General features: G+C 42.0%; 15 protein-coding genes. 10 read left to right on the plus strand and 5 right to left on the minus strand.

What is annotated here, in order from left to right; genetic code table 11:
* Positions 1-21: 21 nt before the first annotated feature.
* The gene (locus FLL45_RS08865) at positions 22-861 is read left to right on the plus strand and encodes an alpha/beta hydrolase (protein ID WP_142942243.1); all 840 of its coding nucleotides are present in this window, start codon (positions 22-24) and stop codon (positions 859-861) included.
* Between the two features lie 173 nt (positions 862-1034).
* Here FLL45_RS08865 and malQ read toward each other — a convergent pair whose 3' ends face one another.
* From malQ to FLL45_RS08885, 4 genes are read right to left on the minus strand one after another with little or no spacing between them, the layout of a single operon-like run.
* Entirely contained in the window at positions 1035-3230 is a 2196-nt protein-coding gene (gene malQ, locus FLL45_RS08870; RefSeq protein ID WP_142941659.1) for a 4-alpha-glucanotransferase, read from the minus strand.
* Between the two features lie 17 nt (positions 3231-3247).
* Positions 3248-5491 carry a glycogen debranching protein GlgX gene (glgX, locus tag FLL45_RS08875; protein ID WP_142941660.1) on the minus strand — a complete coding sequence of 748 codons (2244 nt, stop codon included), beginning with the start codon at positions 5489-5491 and terminating at the stop codon, positions 3248-3250.
* Position 5492: 1 nt separating this feature from the next.
* Positions 5493-7694, minus strand: coding sequence for a 1,4-alpha-glucan branching protein GlgB (gene glgB, locus FLL45_RS08880; RefSeq protein WP_142941661.1), 2202 nt, complete (start codon positions 7692-7694; stop codon positions 5493-5495).
* Positions 7695-7702: 8 nt separating this feature from the next.
* A complete protein-coding gene (locus tag FLL45_RS08885) occupies positions 7703-10192 on the minus strand; it encodes a glycogen/starch/alpha-glucan phosphorylase (RefSeq protein ID WP_142941662.1) in 2490 nt (829 codons plus the stop codon).
* Between the two features lie 711 nt (positions 10193-10903).
* On the opposite strand from FLL45_RS08885, the gene FLL45_RS08890 reads away from it, so the two are divergent.
* From FLL45_RS08890 to FLL45_RS08915, 6 genes are all read left to right on the plus strand, one after another.
* A complete protein-coding gene (locus FLL45_RS08890; RefSeq protein WP_142941663.1) occupies positions 10904-12313 on the plus strand; it encodes a solute:sodium symporter family transporter in 1410 nt (469 codons plus the stop codon).
* 50 nt (positions 12314-12363) lie between these two features.
* Positions 12364-13866 carry an MFS transporter gene (locus FLL45_RS08895; protein ID WP_142941664.1) on the plus strand — a complete coding sequence of 501 codons (1503 nt, stop codon included), beginning with the start codon at positions 12364-12366 and terminating at the stop codon, positions 13864-13866.
* A 28-nt stretch (positions 13867-13894) separates the two neighbouring features.
* Positions 13895-15607, plus strand: coding sequence for an alpha-amylase family glycosyl hydrolase (locus FLL45_RS08900; protein ID WP_142941665.1), 1713 nt, complete (start codon positions 13895-13897; stop codon positions 15605-15607).
* Positions 15608-15770: 163 nt separating this feature from the next.
* On the plus strand, positions 15771-16847 hold the full coding sequence (locus tag FLL45_RS08905) for a CNNM domain-containing protein (RefSeq protein WP_142941666.1): 1077 nt from the start codon (positions 15771-15773) through the stop codon (positions 16845-16847).
* 98 nt (positions 16848-16945) lie between these two features.
* A complete protein-coding gene (locus FLL45_RS08910) occupies positions 16946-18799 on the plus strand; it encodes a S8 family serine peptidase (RefSeq protein ID WP_142941667.1) in 1854 nt (617 codons plus the stop codon).
* Between the two features lie 150 nt (positions 18800-18949).
* Positions 18950-20383: a sensor domain-containing diguanylate cyclase gene (locus FLL45_RS08915; RefSeq protein WP_185964386.1), complete on the plus strand. Its 1434-nt coding sequence runs from the start codon at positions 18950-18952 to the stop codon at positions 20381-20383.
* A gap of 40 nt (positions 20384-20423) precedes the next feature.
* Here FLL45_RS08915 and FLL45_RS08920 read toward each other — a convergent pair whose 3' ends face one another.
* The gene (locus FLL45_RS08920) at positions 20424-20915 is read right to left on the minus strand and encodes a hypothetical protein (RefSeq protein ID WP_142941669.1); all 492 of its coding nucleotides are present in this window, start codon (positions 20913-20915) and stop codon (positions 20424-20426) included.
* 276 nt (positions 20916-21191) lie between these two features.
* Here FLL45_RS08920 and FLL45_RS08925 point away from each other — a divergent pair, with 276 nt between their 5' ends.
* The 3 genes from FLL45_RS08925 to FLL45_RS08935 are packed head-to-tail and all read left to right on the plus strand — an operon-like array spanning position 21192 to position 24638.
* Positions 21192-21929, plus strand: coding sequence for an ABC transporter ATP-binding protein (locus tag FLL45_RS08925; protein WP_142941670.1), 738 nt, complete (start codon positions 21192-21194; stop codon positions 21927-21929).
* Complete coding sequence (locus FLL45_RS08930; protein ID WP_142941671.1) at positions 21922-23370, plus strand: ABC transporter permease; 1449 nt, start codon at positions 21922-21924, stop codon at positions 23368-23370. The genes FLL45_RS08925 and FLL45_RS08930 overlap by 8 nt, the downstream gene beginning before the upstream one ends.
* Positions 23367-24638 carry a DUF3526 domain-containing protein gene (locus tag FLL45_RS08935; RefSeq protein ID WP_142941672.1) on the plus strand — a complete coding sequence of 424 codons (1272 nt, stop codon included), beginning with the start codon at positions 23367-23369 and terminating at the stop codon, positions 24636-24638. Before FLL45_RS08930 ends, FLL45_RS08935 begins: the two co-directional genes overlap by 4 nt.
* Positions 24639-24663: the final 25 nt, after the last annotated feature.

The raw sequence follows: 24663 nt of genomic DNA on the forward strand, positions 1-24663 counted from the left end.
ATACTAGGGTAGGGAGAGATGATGAAATCAATGACTTTCTTAATCACACTTTTATTCATTACTGCAATAGTTGTTTCGGCGTGCAGTGAACAAAAGCCCAGAAAAGCTTCGGCCGCCGATAACGTTTTTGTCTTGGATAAAATCTTTGAAATTCCTGGACTTAATCGTCACCGTAAAATTAGAATTTATTTACCACCGAACTACCAAGCTTCCATTCAGTCTTATCCGGTTTTATATATGCACGATGGTCAAAATTTGTTTGACGATGCGACCTCTTATGCTGGTGAATGGGGGATCGATGAAGCCCTAAATCAACTCCATCAATCAAATGGACTATCACTAATTGTTGTTGGTATTGATAACGGTGAAGTGAAGCGAATGAATGAGTTGAGTCCATGGCCAAATCAAGACTATGGAGATGCTGAAGGTGAAGCATATATGCAGTTTATTATTGATGTCGTCAAACCTTTTATCGACTCTAACTATCGTACTTTATCCGATGCTAAAAATACCGCCATCATGGGCAGTTCTATGGGCGGTTTAATTTCACATTATGCCGCTTTTGAATACCCGTCGATATTTTCCAAGATTGGAATATTTTCCCCTTCTTATTGGTTCTCTGACAGCGTTTTTGTTTTCAGCGATATTAAAAAGCTAACCGCAGAGTCGAAACTTTACATGTTAATGGGGGGAGAAGAGGGTGATGACATGGTTGAAAACTTCAAGAAAATGAGACTACAGCTTAAGTCGGCTGGTTTGACTGATGAAAATTTGTCGGCGTCAGTGGTACCGGCAGGCGAACATAACGAGGCATTTTGGCGAAGCGAGTTTAAGCGAGCAATACTTTGGCTTTTTCAGTAAATTTAGGTACTCTCAATAAATTTAGGTACTCTCAGTAAATTGTTGTTCTATCGATAAGCTGCGGCGCTATCGATAATCTTAGGCGTTGTCACAAAAGATACTTGTTGCGCAAGCCGACTTTCATTCGGTCGGCTTGCTAGGCAGAGGATTCGTTTAGAAGTTGGAAATCGACCCTACGAGCCGATAGGGCGTTCTCGCTGCATCACATCGATTAAACTAGCCATACTTTTTTGGTTCCATAAGTCGTCTACTTGGATAGCGAGCCGTTGAAGCCAGTTGGGATGTTCGTCAATGGTTCCTGGTATATTAACTTGCTCATGCATTCCGAGCGCGTCTTCCAATGGAATCATTTGGATACTGCAAGGGGATTTAGCAAGATAACTTTGTACCGCTTCTTCTAATTGTGAGTTTATTATTGCGGGTGCTTTTTGCGGCGCATCTTCTTGTTTCAAAACTCCCATATCAATAAGTGCAGCGATCAAACGCTCTCGATCTAACACGCGATTTTCTTTATCCTGTTTTGACATCTCATCATTCGGGTATAGGTTTAGCGCGTTACGCCATTTAAGATCGTTACCCGTCCACCAACTCGCGAGGGTTGGTAAGTCGTGAGTTGATACCGTGACCATCGCTTGCTCAGGATAATGCTCTGGACGGAGGAATAATCCAGACTCCCAGCGTTCAAAAAAGAGTATTTTGTACGATAGCAAACCTGCAGCCGACATGATTTCGCCAAATCCCTCCGGAGTTGTACCTAAATCTTCACCGATAACTACACAGCTATCTCGTCTAGATTCAAGCGCTATGATGCGCAACAAATCTTCAAATGGAAAAGTAATGTAGATACCTTCGTCAGCTTTTTTTCCAGGTGCAACCCAGTATTGCCGCATGTAACCTAACACATGATCAATACGAATCGCACCAGCATGGCGCATATTACTTCTTAGTGCCTCCACAAAAGGTTGAAACCCTTGTCTTCGTAACTCAAGCGGATTGATCGGTGTAAGCCCCCAGTCTTGGCCGAGTAAATTTGTCGCGTCTGGGGGGGCGCCAACAGCACCACCCGAAACATAAAGTGAGCGATTAGACCAGACATCGGCGCCTCCTCCGTCACAACCGACAGCCAAATCGAGGTAGAGGCCAAGCGCCATTCCGCTTTGTTTAGCCGTTTGACTGACGGCAGCTAATTGCCTGTCAGCCAACCATTGATTAAACATAAAGTAATCAATTCGCTCGTTATGGGTTTTCTGAAATTCTTTCACTGCGGCTGAGTTATGATCTTGATAAGCTTCTGGCCAACTTGTCCAACCAAATGCATTGAAGTCTGTTTTCCTAAAGTGTTCATAAAGGGCGTCAAAGGTCGCCAACAATAGGAGTGACTCGCCCATTTTTTGCTTGAAGGCGGCAAACTCTTGGTTTTCTGGGGTGTTTTTCTTTACATGACTATCGACAAAATCTTTATGAAGTAATTCTAATGCTTGATATTTCAAATGAGCGACATGCTGATAATCAATATGTTCCTGCGCATTCGCTTGCTCAAGTTGATCTTTAAAATCCGCTGAGTTTGTTAACGCTTGGACAGCCTGACAATCATTAAAGTTTGGCGCTTTTGTTACATCAATATAGAGCGTGTTTAAAAACGTTCGGCTGGTTGGAGAGTAGGGACTCCGGTGAGCAGGATTTCCTGGATAAAGCGGGTGAAGAGGATTTAATCCGATGGTCGAAACGCCTTTTGTTCCGGCAACTTTGACCATATTATCTAAATCGCCAAAGTCACCAATTCCCCAGCTGTTATCGGTTTTTAAAGAGTAGAGCTGAGCGGCCAGCCCCCACATTTTATAATCCGCTGCATCTTTCGGGCTGAAGCCTGTTTTTGGCGCAACAATGATAAAGTTACTTCCCGTTAATACGGTTTTTCCATTCTCTAAACGAGCCAGCATTTTGTGGTAGCCTTCAATCAATCGCGGTAATTCGACCGAAAATTTTTGATATCGAGTTTGATTGATTACCTTCTCATCAATTGGTTTCAGGCTAGCTAAATCAGCCTCTCCAGTAATAACTTCACCTTTTTCAAGAGTGATCTCATATTTCAGTTTATTCGCTCGCGATTCGGCCGGCACTGATATTGTAATAAAATAGCTTGGATCTTCTGATTTAATAATTTCTGTCGGCTGTAAAAAGTCTAGCCACTCTTGGTTTTTTAATTTATCGATTTCTGATTGAACAGCAATATCAGAAGATACATCAAACCCCATCGCTTTAAGCAATGCTTTACGAGATTCATCAGTGGCGTAAACCGTATCCCCAAAACTATTAACGTAACTTTTATGAAAGCCGACTTGGTCAGCAAGTTTCTCGATCGGAGTCATTAATTTTCTTCTCTAGTTTAACTTTTTTTATCGTTTTGCTTGTTATGATTGTTGTGTATTTGTTCGAACGCTAAAACTACACATGCATTGGGTGGGACACGCAGAGGTTCGGAAGCAAGTACATCGGTATGTTTAAAGGCATACCCATTAGAAACAGAGTCGTCTGAAATTTCACAACTACTCAGACTCTCTGAAGTGTCGACAATTTTTTTCCATTCACCTTTGATGTTAGGTAACTGGAAGTTGATTCCTTTTGTATGAGCGTTGAAGATAATTAATAACGCATCATCCTGTCCGTACTCAATAGAACATTGCTCATTGGGTACTAAATAATTTTTTTCCATGCGGATTTCTTGACCGACGTCACCCAACAGCATAGCGAATGATTTTAAGCCCAAGTTGTGCCAGTCATCTCGAGTCATTGGAGCGCCGTCGGGGTTTAACCAACAAATATCGGGTAAACCGGTTTTTGCACTAATTTTTTCACCATGCTGGTAGTTTTCTCGATTGAGCAGTGGGTGCTCTTTACGCAATTGAATTAAATGCTTTACGAAGGACAACTCTTGCTTAATAGTTTCATCAGTTAAGTTTTGCCAGTCTAACCATGCGGTCTCATTATCTTGACAGTAAGCATTATTGTTACCCGCCTGAGTATTTGAGAATTCGTCACCAGCGAGTAACATAGGCGTTCCTTGAGCAAGTAACAAGGTCGCTAAAATATTGCGCTTTTGTTGTTTCCGAAAAGCAACTACCGTCGAGTCGGTTGTTGGTCCTTCTACACCATAATTGGCGGTAAAATTTGAACCATGACCATCAGTATTATTTTCGCCGTTCGCCCAGTTATGCTTTTGTTCATAACTAACAACATCTTGCAGTGTGTAGCCATCATGTGAGGTAACAAAATTAACCGAAGAATATGGACGTCGGCCTTTTTGTGAGAAAATATCGTGAGAGCCATGAAGACGTTTTGCAAACTCTGGGAGCATTCCTTTATCGCCACGCCAAAACCGTCTTACAGTGTCACGAAAACGATCATTCCACTCTAGCCAGTTATCCGGAAACCGTCCTAGCTGGTAGCCCCCTGGACCAACATCCCATGGCTCAGCGATCAGTTTGACTTTTGCAAGCGTTGGGTCTTGTCGTATAGCGGCAAAAAAACTACTGTAATCGACAAAGTCATCTTTACCTTGGCGGCCGCGCCCGAGTACTGGCGCGAGATCAAAGCGGAATCCATCAACGCCCATTTCATTAACCCAATAGCGAAGGCTATCCATGACGAGCTGGAGTACTCTAGGGTGTTGTAAATTTAAAGTGTTACCACACCCTGTGTGATTGACATAATAACGGGGGTCATTTTCTTCCAACCGATAGTAGGAGGCATTATCTATCCCCTTAAAACTGAACGTTGGTCCAAGGTGGTTGCCTTCTGCCGTATGGTTGTATACAACATCGAGAAATACTTCGATTTTTGCTTCGTGAAAAGCATTGACCATTTGTTTGAATTCGGCCAAATCCTGAGTATGAAAATATCGGGGCTCAGGTGCGAAGAATGCGATGCTATTGTAGCCCCAATAATTTTTTAAACCTTTAGTTAGTACGAATGGTTCATCAAAGAAACCTTGAACCGGCAGTAGCTCAACGCAGTTAACCCCGAGGTCTTTTAAATACTGGATCGTTTCAGGTTGTGATAGCCCTTTAAACGTACCTTGAAACTCTGTCGCAATTCTCGGATTTGTTTTTGTGAAACCTTTAACGTGTAACTCATAAATAATTGAATGTTGATGCTCTACCGTTGGGTAGTGAAGGTTCGGTAATCCGACCTCAGTTGTTTCGCTCTCGACAACCACACATTTTGGAATATATGGGGTGTTGTCTCGATAATCTGGAGTTAAGTCTTGTTGCGAACTTTGAGGATCGTAAGCGAGATGAGTATCTGACCAAATAAACTCGCCTTTTAATTGTTTCGCATATGGATCGATTAACAACTTATCTGGATTAAAACGATGGCCTTTATGGGGATCGTAAGGACCATCAACACGGAGTCCGTAGAGATCGCCTGGTTTGACTCCCGGAATGTAGCCATGCCAAACATCATCTCTAAACTCGGGTAGCGTAAAGCGTTTTATTTCTTTGGTCCCTGACTCATCAAATAAACAGATGTCGATACGCGTCGCATTAGCCGAAAAAACAGCAAAGTTGGTACCTTCCTCATCAGGCGTGGCACCCAGTGGGTATGCATGTCCGGCTAATATCTGCTGCATCTTATTGCAACTCCAATACGATGGTTGATAGTGGCGGAATGGTGATCGACACCGAATTTTCTCGATGATGCTGGCTGACTCGTTCACTCAACACGCCGCCAAGATTCCCTTGGTTGGAGCCTCCATAAATTTCCGCATCACTATTAAAGCGCTCTTTATACTTTCCAGCAACGGGGACACCGATGCGATAGTTATGATGTGTTTCTGGGGTAAAATTAGAAACCACAATGATAGGTTTGTCGCGGTTAAAACCAAACCTTGCGTAGGCGAAAATAGACTGCTCAGCGTTTTCATGATCGATCCACTCAAATCCATCATGTTCACAGTCTTTCTCATACAGTGCCGGGGTATTTCGGTAGAGTAGATTGAGGTCTCTTACCATCGTTTGCACACCGGCGTGTTTTGGCTGATGCGTCTCGTGCCAGTCTAAGCTTTGATCAAAATTCCATTCACCAGATTGAGCATATTCGCAGCCCATGAATAGTAGCTTTTTACCCGGGTGAGTCCACATAAAACCATAATAGGCTCTTAAGTTGGCGAATCGCTGCCAATCATCCCCAGGCATTCTACCGAGGATAGAGCCTTTGCCATGAACGACTTCATCATGACTTAGCGGTAAAATAAAATTTTCGTCAAAGGCATAAACCAAACTAAAGCTCATTTCGTTTTGGTGATGTTTGCGGTAAATCGGATCGCGGCTCATATATTCCAATGAATCATTCATCCAACCCATGTTCCATTTAAATCCAAATCCTAAACCACCAGCATCGGTCGGTCGTGAAACACCTGGCCATGAGGTTGATTCTTCGGCAACAGAAAAGGTTCCTGGATGCTCACCATATAACGATTCATTAAACGACTTTAAAAAAGCAACCGCTTCGAGATTTTCGCGACCGCCATATTCATTCGGCTCCCATTCACCTTCATTGCGGCTATAGTCGAGATAAAGCATTGATGCGACTGCGTCTACCCTGACACCGTCGACATGATATCTATCCAGCCAATGGTTGGCGCTGGCCCTTAAAAAATTGGCAACTTCAGTACGGCCATAGTTGTAAATCAAGGTATTCCAGTCAGGATGAAAACCTTTTCTGCGGTCCTCATGCTCATACAGGTGAGTGCCATCAAACTGCGCCAAGCCATGCTCGTCAACGGGAAAATGGCCGGGAACCCAATCAATTAAGAGACCAATATCGTTTTGATGGCAGGTATCGACAAAATACTTAAAGTCATCAATGAGTGTTTCAGGTGATTGACCAAAGCGACTGGTTGGTGCGAACAAACCGACTGGCTGATAACCCCAGGAACCATCGAAAGGGTATTCACTGACAGGCATTAATTGGATATGCGTGAAGTTCATATATTTGACGTATTGAATCAAGTCATCGGCGAGCTCTCGGTAGTTAAGAAATTCGTTATTTTCTTTTCGTTTCCAAGATCCAAGATGAACCTCATAGATTGAAATTGCCTTGTCTCGTTGATGCTTTTCACCACGAGTATCTAACCACTGCTGATCGCGCCACTGATAATGACTGACTGGTGCAATAACTGATGCGTTCTCGGGACGAATCTGAGATTGGCTCGCAAATGGGTCAGATTTTAATGGCAGTAAATTTCCATGACGGTCTTTAATTTCATATTTGTAGCTCATCCCTGCGTTAATATGCGGAATGAATATCTCCCAAACACCACAATCATGACGTAAGCGCATCGGGTGCTTTCTACCATCCCAGTGGTTGAATTCACCTACAACGGCGACATGGCTTGCATTTGGTGCCCACACAGTAAAAGCTACGCCGGAAACATCGTTAATCGTTTTAAGGTGTGCACCCATTACTTGGTAGGGCTTTTTATGTGTCCCCTCGGCCAACAAGTGCACGTCTAGTTCGCCTAATACGGGGGGAAAAGCGAATGGATCTTCCAGTAGCAACTCGGCTTCATCAAATTTTACTTTAAGTTGATAATCAAAGCGGTTTTTTCTTCGGGTCTTGACTGTGAAAATTTCACTGTGATCAACTTCAGCAAGTTTGTTGACGGTTCTGCCTGTTTTCTTGTCGATTAAACTGACCGCGCTCGCGCCGGGTTGAAACGTTGTTACCGTAAGATGGTCTGAGTCGTCAGATTTATGCATCCCTAAAAACGCGTAAGGCTGCGAATGATTCGCAGCCAAAATCGCAGAAATTTGTTGTTGCAGGTTACTCATTCAACCACCTATTCTCCAGATGCTAACTTAACTGCTTGAGTCGCAGGAAGGTTTTTGTCTAAAGACCAAATGTTATTTGCGTAATCTTCAATTGAACGATCAGATGTAAATTTACCCATCATAGCAGTATTCATGATGGCCATCTTTGCCCAGCCAGCTTGATCCTTATAGGCTTTATCCAATGCTTCTTGGGCTTGCGAATAGGAGACAAAGTCAGCCAATACTTTGTAATGATCACCGTCATTCAACAGACTTTGAGTAATCGCTGAAAGTTCACCAAATTTTCCAGGTGTAAAGTAGTCGGAATCTAACCAATCAATAATAGATTTTAATTCTGGCTCGCTATTGTAAATAGACACCGGATCATAGCCTTGACGATTTAACGCTTTAATTTCATCAACGGTTTTGCCGAAGATAAAGATATTGTCATCGCCAACTTCTTCCGCGATTTCAATGTTCGCTCCATCTAGTGTACCAATAGTTACTGCGCCGTTAAGAGCGAGTTTCATATTACCGGTCCCTGAAGCCTCTTTACCTGCAGTTGATATTTGTTCTGATACATCTGCGGCGGGAATAATTTTTTCTGCAAGACTAACGCGATAGTTAGGTAGAAAAACAACTTTAAGTTTGTCATTTATTCGCGCGTCATTATTAATTTTCTCAGCGACACAATTAATCGCATAGATGATTTCCTTGGCCAAATAATAACCGGGTGCAGCCTTTGCGCCGAAGATAAATACACGAGGGTTAATGTCAAGCCTCGGATTTTCTAACAGTCGGCGATACAAAGCGAGTATATGCAGCAAATTTAGATGTTGTCGTTTGTACTCATGCAGCCGTTTAATTTGGACGTCAAAAATTGCATCGGGATTAACCGAAACGCCAGTCAGTTTTTTAATTTCTTCACTAAGTTTAACTTTATTCTCGCGTTTCACTTGCATAAATTGTTGCTGAAATTTTTTATCTTCAGCGTAGTCGGTAAGCGTTGATAATAATGACAGGTTTTTTGCCCAGTCACCTTTGACTTTTTTACTAATCAAATCAGACAAAGCAGGATTACAAGCTTTCAGCCATCGTCTGGGTGTGATTCCATTAGTTACATTGGTTAGTTTGTTGGGGTAGAGCTTATGAAATTCCGGAAACAAATCTTGCTTAACCAGTTCTGAGTGAATTTCAGCAACACCATTGACTTTAAAACTTGTTATGACGCTCAAGTGGGCCATGCGAACCATTTTTTGCTGGCCTTCTTCAATCAAAGAAAGTTTGCGTCGCATTGCAGTATCGCCAGGCCACATTTTATCAACTTGACCATTTAAAAATTCCTCATTGATGCGGTAGAGGATCTCTAAATGTCTTGGCAAAATAGTCTCAAAAAGTTCAACGCTCCATTTCTCAAGCGCTTCTGGCAATAATGTGTGATTGGTGTAAGCAAAAACTTGTTTACACATTTGCCATGCATTATCCCAACTAAACCGATACTCATCTAACAATAACCGCATCAACTCCAAAATGGCGATCGTTGGATGGGTATCATTGAGTTGGATTACGAATTTGTCCGCGAACTGGGACCAGTCGTCGTGATGCTTTAAATAGCGACGAATGATATCTTTGATTGAACATGCGCAGAAAAAATATTGCTGGATAAAGCGCAATTCTTTACCTGCTGCAGTGGAGTCGTTTGGATAGAGGACTTTTGAAATGGTTTCCGCTTGGGTTTGTGCAGAGTTGGCATCCTGGTAATCGCCTGCATTGAAGGCTTCCCAGTCAAAATGACTTGAGGCTCGGCTCTCCCAAAGTCGCAACACATTGACGGTTTCGCAATTGTAACCAACAATTGGAACATCCCAAGGTACGCCTTTGATAATTTGTCCTGGATGCCAAACCTTGCGCAGGGTTCCATCAGTTTCGGCGACCGTTTCAACGTGGCCATAGAGAGGAATTTCTTGCTCAGCTTCGGGGCGGCAAACTTCCCAGGGATTACCGTATTCACGCCATTCATCTGGTGACTCGATTTGCCGGTTATTGTAGAACTGTTGCTCGAATAATCCGTGCTCATAATGGATTCCATAACCCATTGCGTTGTAATCGAGTGTTGCCAATGAATCGAGGTAGCAAGCAGCCAATCGGCCGAGACCACCGTTCCCTAAGGCGAGATCATGTCCTTCTTCAAAAATGTCCTCAATTTCGAATCCCAACTCTTTAGTTGCTGCTTGAGCCGTCTTGAACAGTTGCAAATTGTGTAAATTGTTGGAAAGCATGCGCCCCATCAAATACTCTAATGATAGATAGTTGATTGAACGGCTATTTCGCTCGTGACGACGTATATTGGTTGACTGTAACTTATCAAACACTATTTCGTTCACGCTAGAGCATACCGCCATAAGAATCGCTTTTTTGTCGATAGAATGGCTGAGATCAACGGCATGAAAGTTGAGATGATGCTGAATTCTCGCTTTAAATGCTTTGACGGTAATGTTTTTTCTCGATTTGCTTGTCATATTCATTTCTTTTTTCGGTTTAAACAGATATTCGTTGCCGACCATCTACTTATTATGGCCCTTTAGTACGTCACAACTTATATCAGTTTGTAATAGTTGCGCGGATTGGTCGAAGCCCCGGTGTTTTGCAAACAGCCTATGCGGCGAAATAGTTTCTCGTATTAGGCATAAATTGTAATCGGTAGTTTGTTATTTTTACTTAAAAATCAAAGATATACTTGTTGTTTTTGGCTGTAACTCTTTTTGGGTTTTTAAGTTGTTTAGGTGAACTCCCTGGCACCAGATGTGACTAGCCTCACTTATCCGTATTTTAAGGATTAAATTACTTGATGGTGTGACATTAAGGCAACCGAATACATACGTATTCAAAAAATAATTACCCTGCATACGTATGTATTGGAAAAAGGTTGTCTTTTTAAGTCTATTCGTCGTAAAACTAGCACAATCTAGAGCCATTGCATGTCATTCTTGGCTTTTTTTAATGTTATTGAATGAGTCGGTGGAAATAAGTTTTACGCTCGTAGCAATAGGTGATGTGGTTATCTTAAACTGAGATTTTTAGGTGTATAGTATTTTTAAAGCACCAGTTCGTCGTGTGACAGTAATGCTTTAAATAATACCACCATCAAGTACTAAGATTGTTTAATACAGTACTGACATGATTTAAAAATTTACCACTGAAATTTAATAGGGGTGGAGTGAAATAATAATATGACAAATGCACTTCAGTTAGCGGTATTCTTAGGCTTGACAGGACTCGTCGGCTTGATAACGTATCTCAAATGTCGTGCCGCCCCCAGAAATACCAGTAATAGTAAAGAGTATTTTTTGGCTGGTGGTACGCTATCTTGGCCGTTTGTGGCCGGCTCAATCCTGTTAACCAATATTAGCGCTGAGCAAATTGTTGGTATGAACGGGGCTCAATCTTTTCTCGTGGCTTGGTGGGAATTTGGTGCGGCGATCGGACTATTGGTACTGGCCAAGTTTTTAATCCCCCTGTACTACCGCTATAAGTGTACGACCACTACTGAACTGCTTGAGCATCGATTCCAAGATCATGGAATTCGCGCTTTAGTTTCGGGGCTATTTTTATTTGGTTACATGTTCATATTGCTGCCGGTGGTGCTATACACCGGTAGCTTGTTTATGAAGTCTATGTTTGGTCTTACTATGTCAGTTACAACTATTGCCGGGTTGTTTGCAATAGTCGGCGCAATTTATGCCATTTTTGGTGGACTAAGAGCCATTGCAGTTTCAGATACATTTAATGGTGCTGGATTGTTAGTCATGGGTTTAGCCGTTACTGTGTTTGCACTCAATGCTATTGATTTTGATCTATCTGGTTTACCTGCGGAACGTGTGACCTTAATTGGCAGTAATGAATCGGATATTCCTTGGCATACCTTATTAACCGGGATGGCTTTTATTCACATTTTTTATTGGGGGACCAATATGGTAATCGTGCAGCGAGCTCTGGCTGCCGATACGGTAAAAGAGGCCCAGAAAGGTATTTACGTAGCGATTGGTTTTAAGTTGTTGATTCCGTTTATCGTTGTCCTGCCGGGAATGATTGCTTTTAAACTTTATGGCGATGTTGGTGATGTTGCTTATGGAAAACTTGTTGGAGACGTTTTACCTGCCTGGTTGTCTGGAGCATTTGCTGCAGTAATTGCGGGTGCTGTTTTATCCAGTTTTAACTCATGCTTAAACTCGGCTTCGGCGCTTTATACTTGCGACTTGCACCAGAAATTTTTTAATCCGGAAGTTGATGTAAAAAAAGTCGGCCAAAGAGTCGCGCTGATTTTTGCAATGACATCGGTGATGCTAGTCCCTCTATTTGAAAAATCGGAAAGTATTATCGGTTTACTCCAACAATTAAATGGTCTTTACAGTATGCCTGTACTAGCGGCTTTTTTGATGGCGATGTTATTTAAAAATGTCAGAGGAACTCCCGTGAAAATCGGTTTGGTGTTTGGCGCTGCGCTTTATGCGATCTTTACTTTCGTTTGGTCGCCATTGCATTACATCCATTTAATGTTTATAACTTTGATAAGCTCAATGGCGCTCATTCTAATCATTAATCGATTCATGACCCACCAGGCAACGCAACTAGAACAATAATGATTAGTCGTTTGTTGTCGTCAAACTAAAGCGACTTAGGAAGGAATTTTATGCAAAAACCTCAACTCTCTTTTTGGCATATCTGGAACATGTGTTTCGGCTTTTTTGGTATTCAATTTGGCTTTGCGCTGCAAAATAGTAATGTCAGTCGGATATTTCAGACGCTAGGTGCTGACTACAGCAATATGACCATTCTTTGGGTTGCCGCGCCGATTACGGGATTATTTGTTCAACCGATTATCGGTTATATGAGCGACAATACTTGGGGCAAACTTGGCCGTCGTCGACCGTACTTTTTATATGGGGCGATCGTTGCAAGTTTATCTTTGTTAATTATGCCTAATTCACCGACCTTATGGATTGCTGCCGGTATGCTTTGGATTATGGACGCATCGATTAACGTTTCGATGGAGCCATTCCGAGCTTTTGTTGGCGATATGTTGCCACGAAATCAACGCGGTTTGGGATACGCGATGCAAAGCTTTTTTATTGGCGTCGCGTCGGTAATTGCATCAGCGCTACCTTGGATGATGACCAATTGGTTTGGGATTAGCAATGAGGCTGAACTCGGCAAAATTCCTGAGTCAGTTAAATTTGCTTTTTATGCCGGTGGAATTTTATTTTTTCTTGCCGTGTTATGGACCGTCGTTTCGACAAAAGAATATTCGCCAGAAGAATTAGAAGCGTTTGAGAGAGCGGAAAGAGAACTTGATAATCAGCCTGATTTACCCGAACCGACTCGTTCATCAAAGCAGTTTTTTTCCGGCGGATTCATTTGGGCTGCGAGCGGAATTGTATCCACCATTTTGGTTGCCTTCAACATCGAAGCCCTCGATAAAAATCTGTTACTACTCACTAGCGGTTTATTATTGTTTGGCGTCTTTCAAATTATCGCGGGCTTGTTGGAACAAACGGGAAATAATAACAATGGATTCTCTCAAATAATGGTGGACCTGTTTAATATGCCTGATGCAATGCGTAAGTTAGCAGTCGTGCAGTTTTTCTCATGGTTTCCATTTTTTGCCTGGTGGTCATCGTCAACACCGGCAATTACTTCTCATCATTACGGTACCAGTGATGTCGCATCAGCGGCTTTTAATCAAGGCGCTGACTGGGTTGGGATCTTAAACTCAGCTTACAATGTTGCCGCTGTTTTCGCGGCGATTTCAATCCCATTTGTGGTTCGTTGGTTTAATTTAAGAATTGCCCACACGGCGAATTTATTACTGGGTGGAATTGGCTTTATCTCGTTTATATTGATTAAAGATCCCAAGTGGCTGGTTGTTCCAATGATCGGTGTCGGTTTTGCGTGGGCATCGATACTTTCCCTCCCATATGCGCTGTTATCGAATTCCGTTCCGATGAAAAAAATGGGGCTATTTATGGGGATATTTAACTTTTTTATTGTGCTCCCACAGATTCTAGCGGCAAGTATTCTTGGATTTCTCGTCAACAAGTTTTTTGGTGGGCAAACCATATTTGCTTTGGTGATTGGTGGTTCGAGTATGGTTCTAGCAGGATTGCTTACATTAAGAGTTCAGCACGCAGACTAACAACTAATTTGGTATAGGTTCTAAATTTATGAGTGAACATTCACTAAAGATTAAACAACTGACATTTTTGAGTTTAACGAGTATTTTAATCGCAGCTTGTCAGCCAGCAACAGATTCGAAACAAAATGAGTCGGCACAGGAAACTCGTTTCGTAAGCACCGAGCGTTCCTACTATGGAACACTAGAGCCTTTTGCAAGCGAGGCGATTTACTTTGCAATGACCGATAGATTTGTTGATGGTGATCCAAGCAATAATTATCCCGAACAGGGTGGCGAACATAATACTTTTCAAAATCCGCTCAAAGGTCCCGGTAACCAAATGGCTTATGTCGGCTATATGGGAGGAGATTTTCGGGGCATATTAAACAACGCGCAGTATATCAAAGATATGGGATTTACTTCAGTTTGGTTAACGCCAATAGTCGATAACCCTGACCACGCTTTTTCTGGCGGCGAACCGATTGAGTTTGGAGGCGCTTTTAAGGATGGAGGTAAAACTGGCTATCACGGATACTGGGGTACCAACTTTTTTATCGAAGATGAGCACTGGGTTTCTGAGGACCTTAGGTATCAAGATTTAGCAACCCAACTGAAAGCAGACTACGGTATTAAATTAGTTTTAGATGTAGTTGCAAATCACGGCTCGCCAGCATTTTCAATGCCGTCGCAACTGGGGGATTTTGGAAAGCTGTATGATAAATCAGGGCAGTTAGTCGCGGATCATCAAAATCTTGAGCCTGAACAGTTAGACCATGATAACCCTTTACATCAGTTTTATAATCGTAAGAAAGATCTGATGCAGCTTTCGGATATTAATGAGAGCAACCCCGCAGTCTTAGATTATTTTGTTGAGGCTCACTCTCAGTGGATTCAGCAAGGCGCTGCAGCTATCAGAATCGACACGATTAAACATATGCCCAATAGTTTTTGGAAAAAGTGGGCGGATGAAATGAGAGAAAGACACCCTGGACTTTATATGTTTGCGGAGAGTTATTCGTTCGACGCAGAGTTTATCGGAAAACATACGCAGCCAGAAAACGGCTCGATCAGCGTGTTAGACTTTCCTGGTCGCGAGGCAATGCTAAAAGTTTTTGAGAATCCAAGCAGTGACTATAGTGAGTTGTTATCGTATCTGTATTTAGAGGAAGGGCCCTATGCAAATCCGTATGATTTAGCGACCTTTTATGACAATCACGATATGTCGCGAATTAATACTGATGAAAATGGATTTATCAATGTCCATAATTGGCTTTTTACTTCTCGCGGGATTCCAGTTGTTTACTATGGTTCAGAAATTGGTTTTATGGCGGGGACGTCTGAACACCAGGGAAATCGTAATTACTTTGGCCAAGAGCGCATTGAAATTGCTAAGTCTCACCCTATTCACAACGCATTAAAAAGAATTGCGAATGTCAGAAAAAACTCGATTGCGCTACAAAGGGGCTTGCAGGTCAATCTCGATTTTGTAGGACACACGGCTGCATTTTATCGCGTTTATGAACACCAAGGTGAATACCAAACGGCACTCGTATTATTAAATAAGGGCGATGTATCCCATGATTTTGTGGTTGAGAAATACCTGAGCTCCGGAGACTGGGTCGAAGCGTTTACTGGTGAAATAATAACCGTTAAGGACCAATTAGTCCGTAAAGTACCACCGCACGGAGTGGCTGTTTATTGGTTAAATCAGAAAAATACCAATTCAGATATGGTTACAGTGTTAGATAAATTAATGCAATAAAATCATAGTGTTACTTAGAAAAAGCCTCCCGAGCGGAGGCTTTTCAATATCTTGTTACGCTCAATGTATCATTCACACCGAGAATCACTTGAGTTTGGTTGTTTTCCCCTATAAGCTGGCAGTTTGATATCTATAAAGTTACGCTTTTTCAACGGGTTAATTCGTGACACTACTCATATTTTATTTACTGTTAGCGATCGGTGTATCGTTTCTTTGTTCTATTCTCGAAGCCGTTTTGTTGTCGATGAACGATTCCTATATTGCAATGCTCGAGTCGGAAGAAAAACCACATGGTAAAATTTTACGCGGTTACAAAGAGGATATTGATAAGCCGCTGGCGACAATATTAAGCCTAAATACTATCGCGCACACAGTCGGAGCCGCTGGAGTAGGCGCGCAAGCTCAGGTCGTTTTTGGAAGTTCGTCTTTAGCAATCACTTCGGCGGTTTTGACGTTATTGATACTAATATTCTCAGAAATCATTCCTAAAACTTTAGGTGCACGCTACTGGCGACAGTTATCTTTCCTGACGGCCAAAATTCTCCAAGTGATGATTATTTTGTTGATGCCATTAGTATGGTTATGCCAACAAATTACCCGTTTATTTTCTAAAGACGACCATATAGAACAGTTTTCTCGAGAAGAATTTGCTGCAATGGCTGATTTAGGCGCAGAGCATGGCGTATTTGAAGAAACGGAAGTCAGTGCTTTGAAGAACTTCGTATTTTTTGAAACACTCATGGCCTCCGATGTGATGACGCCGCGACCGGTGGTTCACTCTCTTGATCAAAATAGTGACATCGAAACCATTTTTAAACATGTCGAGGTATTACCGTTTTCGCGCTTCCCTGTTTATGATAAGCACCATGAAGATATCAGTGGTTATGTGCTTAAGACTGATATCTTTTTACAGGCTGCGAAAGGGCATGGCGAGAAGCTGCTGGACTCAATTAAGCGTCCCGTCTTTGTGGCTCCCAACACGCTAACTTTAAAAAATTGTTTTGAGCAGTTGATGGAGCGTAAAGAGCACCTCGCAATTCTAGTTGATGAGTACGGCGGACTATCCGGTATTGTGACGATGGAAGATATCATTGAAACAATATTAGGCTTTGAAATTATGGATGAAGTTGACACGATTGAAGATATGCAGCATTTTGCTCGTAAACAATGGGAAAAACGAGCGGAGCGGGTTGGCATCAAAAGTGAGGATTTAGATTCGGCGCTAATTGATCAAAACTAGTTTGAGAGAGTGATGGGGTGCTGACTGGCTCGTTAATTGTTAATCGTTGAGTGAAGTCATTCAAAAAGTTGAATTAAAAGTAAAAGTTGAAACTGAAAATGAAGCTAAGTAATTTAATGGGGCTCTCCTGGATGGCGATATCGTTGATTAGCTCTCCCATCGCCTTGTCATATTCAGTCCCCGATAGTCTTCAACAAAATAGTAAACTGTCGACAAAGTTGAAAGCTCGTGTACTCGAACTGAGGGAAGAGCGCGGCCAATCGCAAGTTGCTTTTCCGATAATGATCTATTTTACTGATAAAGGGAGCGATGTTACCAATAAACTCAACTCGGTAAAATTAAATATTAATGAATTGGCGCTCAAAAGAAGAGTGTTAAATCGGGGAGAAGCGAGAGCGATTGTTTTTGAAGATATCCCTTTAGAGTCTGGCTATATTAATCAGGTCAAAAGTCGGGTCGTTAAAATTCGCCATGAACTTAAAATGCTCAATGCGGTTTCAGCCGAGATCACGCCGCAAATGCTGCAAGAAATCACTCGACTGTCTTTTGTTAAAAAAGTTGATTTAATTAGCAAATTAAAACGTCAACCAACGCCACCAGTGACTGTTTCGCTTGAGAATTCCCTTCCCGGTCAATCGCAGAAAACGGCGAATAGTATGATGCTGGAGTATGGCAATTCGTTCACTCAAAATAATCAAATTAATGTCCCTGAAGTCCATGACATGGGTTTGAGCGGTAATGGCGTTGTTATCGCTGTATTTGATTCAGGCTTTAATCGTTTAAGCCATGAAAGTTTTAGTCAAATGGATATCGCAGGTATGTGGGATTTCGTTAATAACGATGGCAATGTTGCGGATGAGTCGGACATGGGTACCGGTTCGCATGGCACTAATACCCTCAGCGTTATTGGTGGTTTCAGTCCAGGAATATTAATTGGTCCTGCGTATGGTGCAACGTATTACTTGGCGAAAACTGAAAATAATGAATCGGAACTACATGTTGAAGAGGATAATTGGTGTGCCGCAGCCGAATGGGCGGACGCTAATGGTGCACAAATTATTACCAGTTCACTCGGTTATACCGTATTTGATCAGGGCGTTAATTATTCTCCCGACGATATGGATGGCAATACCACCATCGTCACTCAGTGCGCTGATTTGATCGCTGAAAGTGGTATTGTCGTCATAAATTCTGCTGGCAACGGTGGAAATGTTGCCCAATCAAATACAATTGGTGCGCCAGCAGATGGCAACTCAGTATTGGCTGTTGGTGCTGTTGATGCTAGTGGTAGCCGGGTTAGCTTTAGCTCTTATGGCCCATCGGCCGATGGACGAATTAAACCTGATGTGATGGCGATGGGACAAGGTGTTTTAGTTGCCAGCTCGTTGTCGGACACTGGTTATGGTAATGCTAATGGTACTTCGTTTTCTTGTCCTCTGACCGCGGGAGTTGCTGCACTGCTTCTAGAGTCTTCGCCAAATTTAACGGCATCGGAAGTACGCGAGCTAATCAGAAATTCTGCGGGGCAAGCTTCAAATCCGGATAACTTAAACGGTTATGGAATTATTAATGCGCTTGCTGCGGTTTATGCCGCTAATGGTCAATTTGTTCCAGAAGCATCTTTTGTTCATAATGAGGTTGATGCAATGACCATCCAGTTTACTAACACTTCTTCTGACTCCGATGGAACGATTGTGTCATACCTTTGGGACTTCGGTGATGGCAACCGTTCAACACTTGAAAATCCAACGCATCGTTATGCCGAGCCAGGGAGTTTCTCTTTGACCCTAAGAGTAACAGACAATGAGGGGTTAGAGAGTACAACTAGTCGTACCGTTTTTATTGAAGCACAAATGACAAGTTCAAGTGGCTCAGGTAGTTTAGGTGGCTTAAGTATTTTTATCTTGTTATTGACACTATTTCAAAGACGGCGAATCGAATTAATGGGTTAATTCCCCTACGTTAGCGGCCATTCTTGACTATTTGGTCAGCTTTTAACAGGGGGAAAATGCGTCAGCTGTTAGTTGCAAACGTCTGGTAACCGAAAAATTCACAAGGTATACTCGACGACTAGTTTACTGTTGACACCAATGGATTGTAGTTTGCATCTCATCAGAAACTTTCAATTTATTACACTTTTGCTTGTAGCGCTTTTGTCAGTTGCCTTTATATATGCGACTTACTTTGCGATCAATAATGTTGTAGCGGAACAAAGTAAAGTTCAGCAGCAAGCAATTTCTCCTGTTTATCGCCTGGTTAACGAACAATTACTCAAACCTTTACACATCGCGCAAACCTTTGCGAGTTCTTTGGATTTTAATAATAGTTTGGAGACTGCTCAAATCGATGAAGCGGTACTGTTGGCGCAATTAAAGCGATTACATGATAAAACCGGTATGGTGTTTTTCGTCGCAAGCGAAAAAGCTCGCAAGCAATATTTCTCTGACGGCAATGTTATCGATCTAATTGAAGGAAAGGTATTTTGGTATTTTGAAGCACTAAAAGTAGAGCAGGATGTTATTGCTGATTTGGGGCAAGTTGGTGATGTTCATTTGTTTTTTGATGTAAAAATATATGGCAGTAATGATGAGTTTTTGGGATTCGTTGGTGTCGGTAAGCGCCTTCAGACTTTTTTGGACTCATTCCAACAATACAAAAAACAATATGGTTACGATTTTTTATTTGTAAATGACGTAAACGATATTATTTTAACGTCGTTACCCGACCTAGTTGTAACCGGAGAACACATTCCAAAGTTGGATTCTTTAAAGTGGTACCAAGAGAGTATAAAGCAGCAGCAAGATTTAGACAGCTTATTGATTAGTAATGAGGATGAAGATTTTTTAATTTCTGAATTTACAATTGAAGAGTTGAATTGGCGGTTGTTGTTGTTAGTTCCTCTGAAGGAGAGACAAGCGCAAATCACCAAGTCTTTCATCGACAATACCTTAATTGCATTTTCCTTAGTTGCGCTTTTATTTATTGCGAGTTTTTACTTTGTGATGTTTTATAAAAGACGGCTTGAGAATCAAATAGAACTCGATCATTTGTCCGGCTTACCCAATCGAAATTTTATCCAAAGACGGTACAATCAATTACGCAGAAAAAAATTAGAGTTGTGCACAATTATTGTTGACTTAGATCACTTCAAACAAGTTAATGATACCTATGGGCATAATGCAGGTGACTTCATCATTCAAAAAGCGTCTGAGATCCTTTCTTTTGAGCTTCGACGAATGGACATGGTTGGCCGGTGGGGAGGTGAGGAGTTTGTAATGCTTATTCCTACCTCCAGTCCGCAAGAAGGTTTGGCCATTGCAGAGCGGGCCCGTCAACTATTAGAAAAAGCTTCTTTTGATTACGAAGGTACTGTAATTAAAGTTACAGCCAGTTTTGGCGTCGCGTCAGGCAACGCTAGCTTGTCATTATCAAAACTTTTAGCGAATGCTGATCTCGCGCTTTATGAGGCCAAGAAAAAAGGCAGAAACCGAGTGGAGATGTATCAGCAACCTTCACCGGGTCAAACCGCTGATTAGTATCCCACACTCGCTTTTATCTTTGTTTCGCTAAGCTTGATCAATTTTTAAGGTTGGTAGTTGGCGTTAAAATTACCGTAGCCTCTGTGCCTTCTCGCAGATATGCTGGACAGCCTCCGTCAAACACTCCGTAAGAGGCGAATATTGATTTGTCTGATTCTTGGTAACCTGCGGCAGTTGCCGTGAATTCCCATTCTCCTTCGGCTTTACCGAATCCACATGGCAATGTACAGGTAAGAATATCTTGTTCATAGTCAACTTCAATGTTGTGACTAAAAGGGGGACTTTCCTCGATAAAATCCAATTCAGTTCCGCCATTAATTCGGATGTTACTGAGTTGAATTTGCTCTATCGGTTCTTGTGTCGATTCATTAATCGCGCTGACTAAGTTTAATACCGGTTCTTGATTAATAACGATACAAGGTCCAAAAAGCGCTTCTTCATCTGAACCACATCCAGCAAAAAAAATGGAACAGATAGTGACGATTAGAATATTTAGATTTGCTTTTGAATTAAAAGCATATTTTTTCATATTTATGACCTCGATAAGTATGTTTTTATTATTGAAACTAGGCTCAAACCATAAACTCGCAACTTGTAATAGTCTGTAAAAATAATCGTTTAGATTGTTAGCTAACTCTATATCGTCAGTACGCTTTTACAAATTTTTGATTGAGTGACAGTCGCTGATTCGTCTTTGAGCTACTTTTGTTCAAAGTTTGTTTGTATTCGATTTGCCTGATTATATGATATGATATATCATCGCTTGGTTTTTTAATGAACACGACATTCAGTGAAGTGGGTACAGGTGACTAGCAGACAAAATAAGACCGTGATTGAGTCTCAATCACTTTGCGTTCAAATCAAGGGTATCTCCGTCCTTAAAGATTTAAACTTTAAAGTTGGCAAAGGAGAAATTTACGCCTTGCTTGGTGGAAATGGTGCGGGAAAGTCGACGACTCTAAAGACGTTATTAGGCTTCAACAAGCCGAAAAGTGGCTTAGCGATTATAGATGGTGAAAGCGTCGGAGATGCCTTAGTTTCGGTGAGAAAAAAAACGGCTTACTTACCGGAAAACGCCTCGCTTTACCCTCATTTAACGGCCAAGGAAAATATCGAATATTTTTTGTCGCTGGCTGATATAAAAAAGTCTAATGACGAAATTGAGAGCGCTTTTAAACTTGTTGGACTTCAAAGCGATTCCTGGGATAGACAATTGTTAACTTATTCGAAAGGTATGCGGCAAAAAACAGCAATCGCTTTAGCTGTGTTACGAGAGGCACCGATTTTCTTACTCGATGAACCGACTTCTGGCTTAGATCCCGTTGCAATCGATGAGTTTAACCAATTAGTCACCGAGTTAGCCTCAGCCGGCGCGACAATTTTAATGGTGACTCACGATGTCTATGGTGCCTGTCAAGTCGCTGACCGTATTGGTTTGCTTCGAAGAGGAGAGCTCGTTGGTGAGTTCGAGGCTCCGGATGAGGGAAGGATAGATACTGAACTCGTTCATGCTGCATTTGCGCAAAGGCAGCCAAATGAGTGATAAATGGAAAACACAAGTTTGGATTGTCGCAAAAGATGAATTGCGATATTGGTCTCGTTCCAAACTGGCTGTATCGGTACTTGTAATAGGGATAATTCTGACGCTGTCTTCGGTCGTTGTTACCGCGGTTAAGATGCATGAATTGAGTGAGCAAAGACAAGCGACGCAGAATAAGTCTGAAGAAACATTCTTACAGCAGCCTGATCGTCATCCACATAGAATGGTTCACTATGGCCATTATGCTTTTAGGGTTCCGGCTCCATTGAGCATGCTGGATCCTGGCGTCGACGCTTACACCGGGAACTCAATATTTTTGGAAGGGCACCGCCAGAATACCGCGATGTTTGCCGAACAAAAGCAAACGACGGGACTGACAAAATTAGGCAGCTTATCTCCCGCTTTTATCGTTCAAGTGATAGCGCCATTATTGTTGGTATTGATTGGATATAGCTCAATAAGTAGAGAGCGAGAGTCACAGACATTAACATTTCTGGTTGCTCAGGGAGTATCATTTTATTCGCTAATCATCGGGAAAGGTGTTGCTTTATTTTTTGTTGCTTGCCTCGTCTTGTTTCCGCTCTGCATTTCCGGCGTATTCACCGTTGCCCAAGGGGAAAGCTCACTGGTTGTCGCTAGTTTTCTATTGGCCTATCTGCTCTATTTGGTTATTTGGATACTTTTCATTTTATTGATTTCTGCATTATTTTCGAAAAGCAGTGAGAGTTTTTCAGGGCTAGCTATTGTTTGGATATTAGTATGTATTGTAATGCCGCGTGTTGCGAGTTCGACGGCTTCGGTGTCCGTACCAATTGAAGGAAAGCTTGAGACTGACTTTGCGGTTATCGCCGCTTTAAGACAACTAGGAGACGGTCATAATGCAAATGATCCTGCCTTTAATCAATTAAAAAGCTCTCTGTTAAAGAAATATAAAGTTGGGTCGGTAGAAGAGCTACCAATTAATTTTAGAGGTGCCGTAGCGAGTGCTTCGGAGGCAGAGTTGACGAAAGTACTTAATCAGTTTGCTGAAGAGCGAATGCAAAAAGAACTCAGGCAAACTCAAGTGGCTCGGCTTTTCGGTTGGTTGTCACCGAAGATAGCCATCAGATCGTTTTCAATGATTAGTGCAGGCACAAGTATTGAGACTCACCATCGTTTTTTGAGAGAAACAGAAGAATTGCGGTTTAAGTTTGTTCAATCTTTGAATAAAACTCACATGGAACAACTGAATTATATAGATGATATTAATCGAAATAAAGGACAAGAGGAAAATAGAAAAGCGCGAGTTAGCGCGTCGAATTGGAAAATAATACAAGGATTCAAGTTTTCTATTGATGATGCTTCGAAGCGATTATCCAGAGGTCTGCTTGGGCTTATGCAGTTGTTAATATGGATTGCGTTGCTATGTTTTCTTATCCGTTTTATTGGGAGACGAACCTTATGATGAATCATCTTTCAAGAGAATGGCGTTTTATGTTTCAACAGCGCTACGTAGTAGTGCTTTTATTATGTAGTTTTTTGGTTTCGACTTTTTCGATCGCGACGGGTTTAACAGAAGTTAGTGAGCAAAGACAGACGATCGAACGTCTCAAAAAAGCGGATAAAATTGACAGAGCTGAGGTTCAGTCGAAATACGATGATCCTGGGATGTTAGCTTACTATAGTTTTCATTTAACTTATTCAGAGCCTTCTAATTTAGCATTTGCTGCGCTTGGTGAACGCGATACTTATCCGTGGAAACATCGTATCCGCATGCTCGCATTAGAAGGACAAATTTATGAGAGCGACGCGCAAAACGCTGAACTTGCACAAGCGGGGAAAATTGATTTCGCTTTTGTTATAAGTGCGCTATCCCCGCTACTGATAATTCTGCTATTTCATGACTTGTTCGCAAACGAACGTAACGGCGGACGATATGATTTATTGATCAGTACGACGCGATCATCTTATGCTTTCTGGGGAGCGAGAATAACGGTTCGTGTAGTCGCACTATATCTAGCCCTTTTACTTCCCTTTTACTGTGGCGCCTATCTCAGTGACGCCTCATTGTTCGATGTGTTTCAAATTTCTTTCTGGTGCTCAGTCTACTTTATTTTCTGGGTTCTATTAAGTGTTTTTTGGGGCAGGCGATCGACTAGCGCTCCTAAGGTTGCTTCGAGGTTAATCGGAATCTGGGTGCTTTTTGCATTTATCATTCCAATTCTCGGAAACCTGCTAGTTAATCAATTAGTAAACTCTCCGAAAGGAAGCGAAATATTGCTGACTCAAAGAGAGGCGGTGAATGACGCGTGGGATCTTCCTGTGGAGACCACCATGAATGCATTCATCGCTACACATCCAAACTATGAAGCACATACAGAAGTTGGTAATAGCTTCGAATGGAAATGGTACTACGCCTTCCAACAAGTTGGCGATCAAGTTGCCGCACCGCTCTCTCAAGACTATCGAAAAGCAGGGATCAAAAAACATAGGCTTGCAGGTTATGTTGCATTTTTGTCTCCACCAATGTTCATTCAAAAGAGACTGTCGCGACTAGCGGATACTGACGCAATAGCGGCTATTGAATATGAAAGTCAAATTCGTCGGTTTCACCACTCGTTGAGGCTGTCATATTACCCTTGGTTATTTTCCGTCGAGCCATTCGATAAATCGCTATTAAACCGCCTACCTACCTATGAGCAATCCATTAAGGGGCCACAAGAACTGAATTAACTGAACGGACACAATTTCGTGTATA

This window comes from Aliikangiella marina, assembly GCF_007004765.1.
Taxonomy (GTDB): domain Bacteria; phylum Pseudomonadota; class Gammaproteobacteria; order Enterobacterales; family Kangiellaceae; genus Aliikangiella; species Aliikangiella marina.

Excerpts from the sequence above, each read along its gene's own strand:
- FLL45_RS08865 (WP_142942243.1), top strand. The coding sequence starts at position 22 with ATGAAATCAATGACTTTCTTAATCACACTTTTATTCATTACTGCAATA.
- malQ (WP_142941659.1), bottom strand. The coding sequence starts at position 3,230 with ATGACTCCGATCGAGAAACTTGCTGACCAAGTCGGCTTTCATAAAAGT.
- glgX (WP_142941660.1), bottom strand. The coding sequence starts at position 5,491 with ATGCAGCAGATATTAGCCGGACATGCATACCCACTGGGTGCCACGCCT.
- glgB (WP_142941661.1), bottom strand. The coding sequence starts at position 7,694 with ATGAGTAACCTGCAACAACAAATTTCTGCGATTTTGGCTGCGAATCAT.
- FLL45_RS08885 (WP_142941662.1), bottom strand. The coding sequence starts at position 10,192 with ATGACAAGCAAATCGAGAAAAAACATTACCGTCAAAGCATTTAAAGCG.
- FLL45_RS08890 (WP_142941663.1), top strand. The coding sequence starts at position 10,904 with ATGACAAATGCACTTCAGTTAGCGGTATTCTTAGGCTTGACAGGACTC.
- FLL45_RS08895 (WP_142941664.1), top strand. The coding sequence starts at position 12,364 with ATGCAAAAACCTCAACTCTCTTTTTGGCATATCTGGAACATGTGTTTC.
- FLL45_RS08900 (WP_142941665.1), top strand. The coding sequence starts at position 13,895 with ATGAGTGAACATTCACTAAAGATTAAACAACTGACATTTTTGAGTTTA.
- FLL45_RS08910 (WP_142941667.1), top strand. The coding sequence starts at position 16,946 with ATGAAGCTAAGTAATTTAATGGGGCTCTCCTGGATGGCGATATCGTTG.
- FLL45_RS08920 (WP_142941669.1), bottom strand. The coding sequence starts at position 20,915 with ATGAAAAAATATGCTTTTAATTCAAAAGCAAATCTAAATATTCTAATC.
- FLL45_RS08930 (WP_142941671.1), top strand. The coding sequence starts at position 21,922 with ATGAGTGATAAATGGAAAACACAAGTTTGGATTGTCGCAAAAGATGAA.
- FLL45_RS08935 (WP_142941672.1), top strand. The coding sequence starts at position 23,367 with ATGATGAATCATCTTTCAAGAGAATGGCGTTTTATGTTTCAACAGCGC.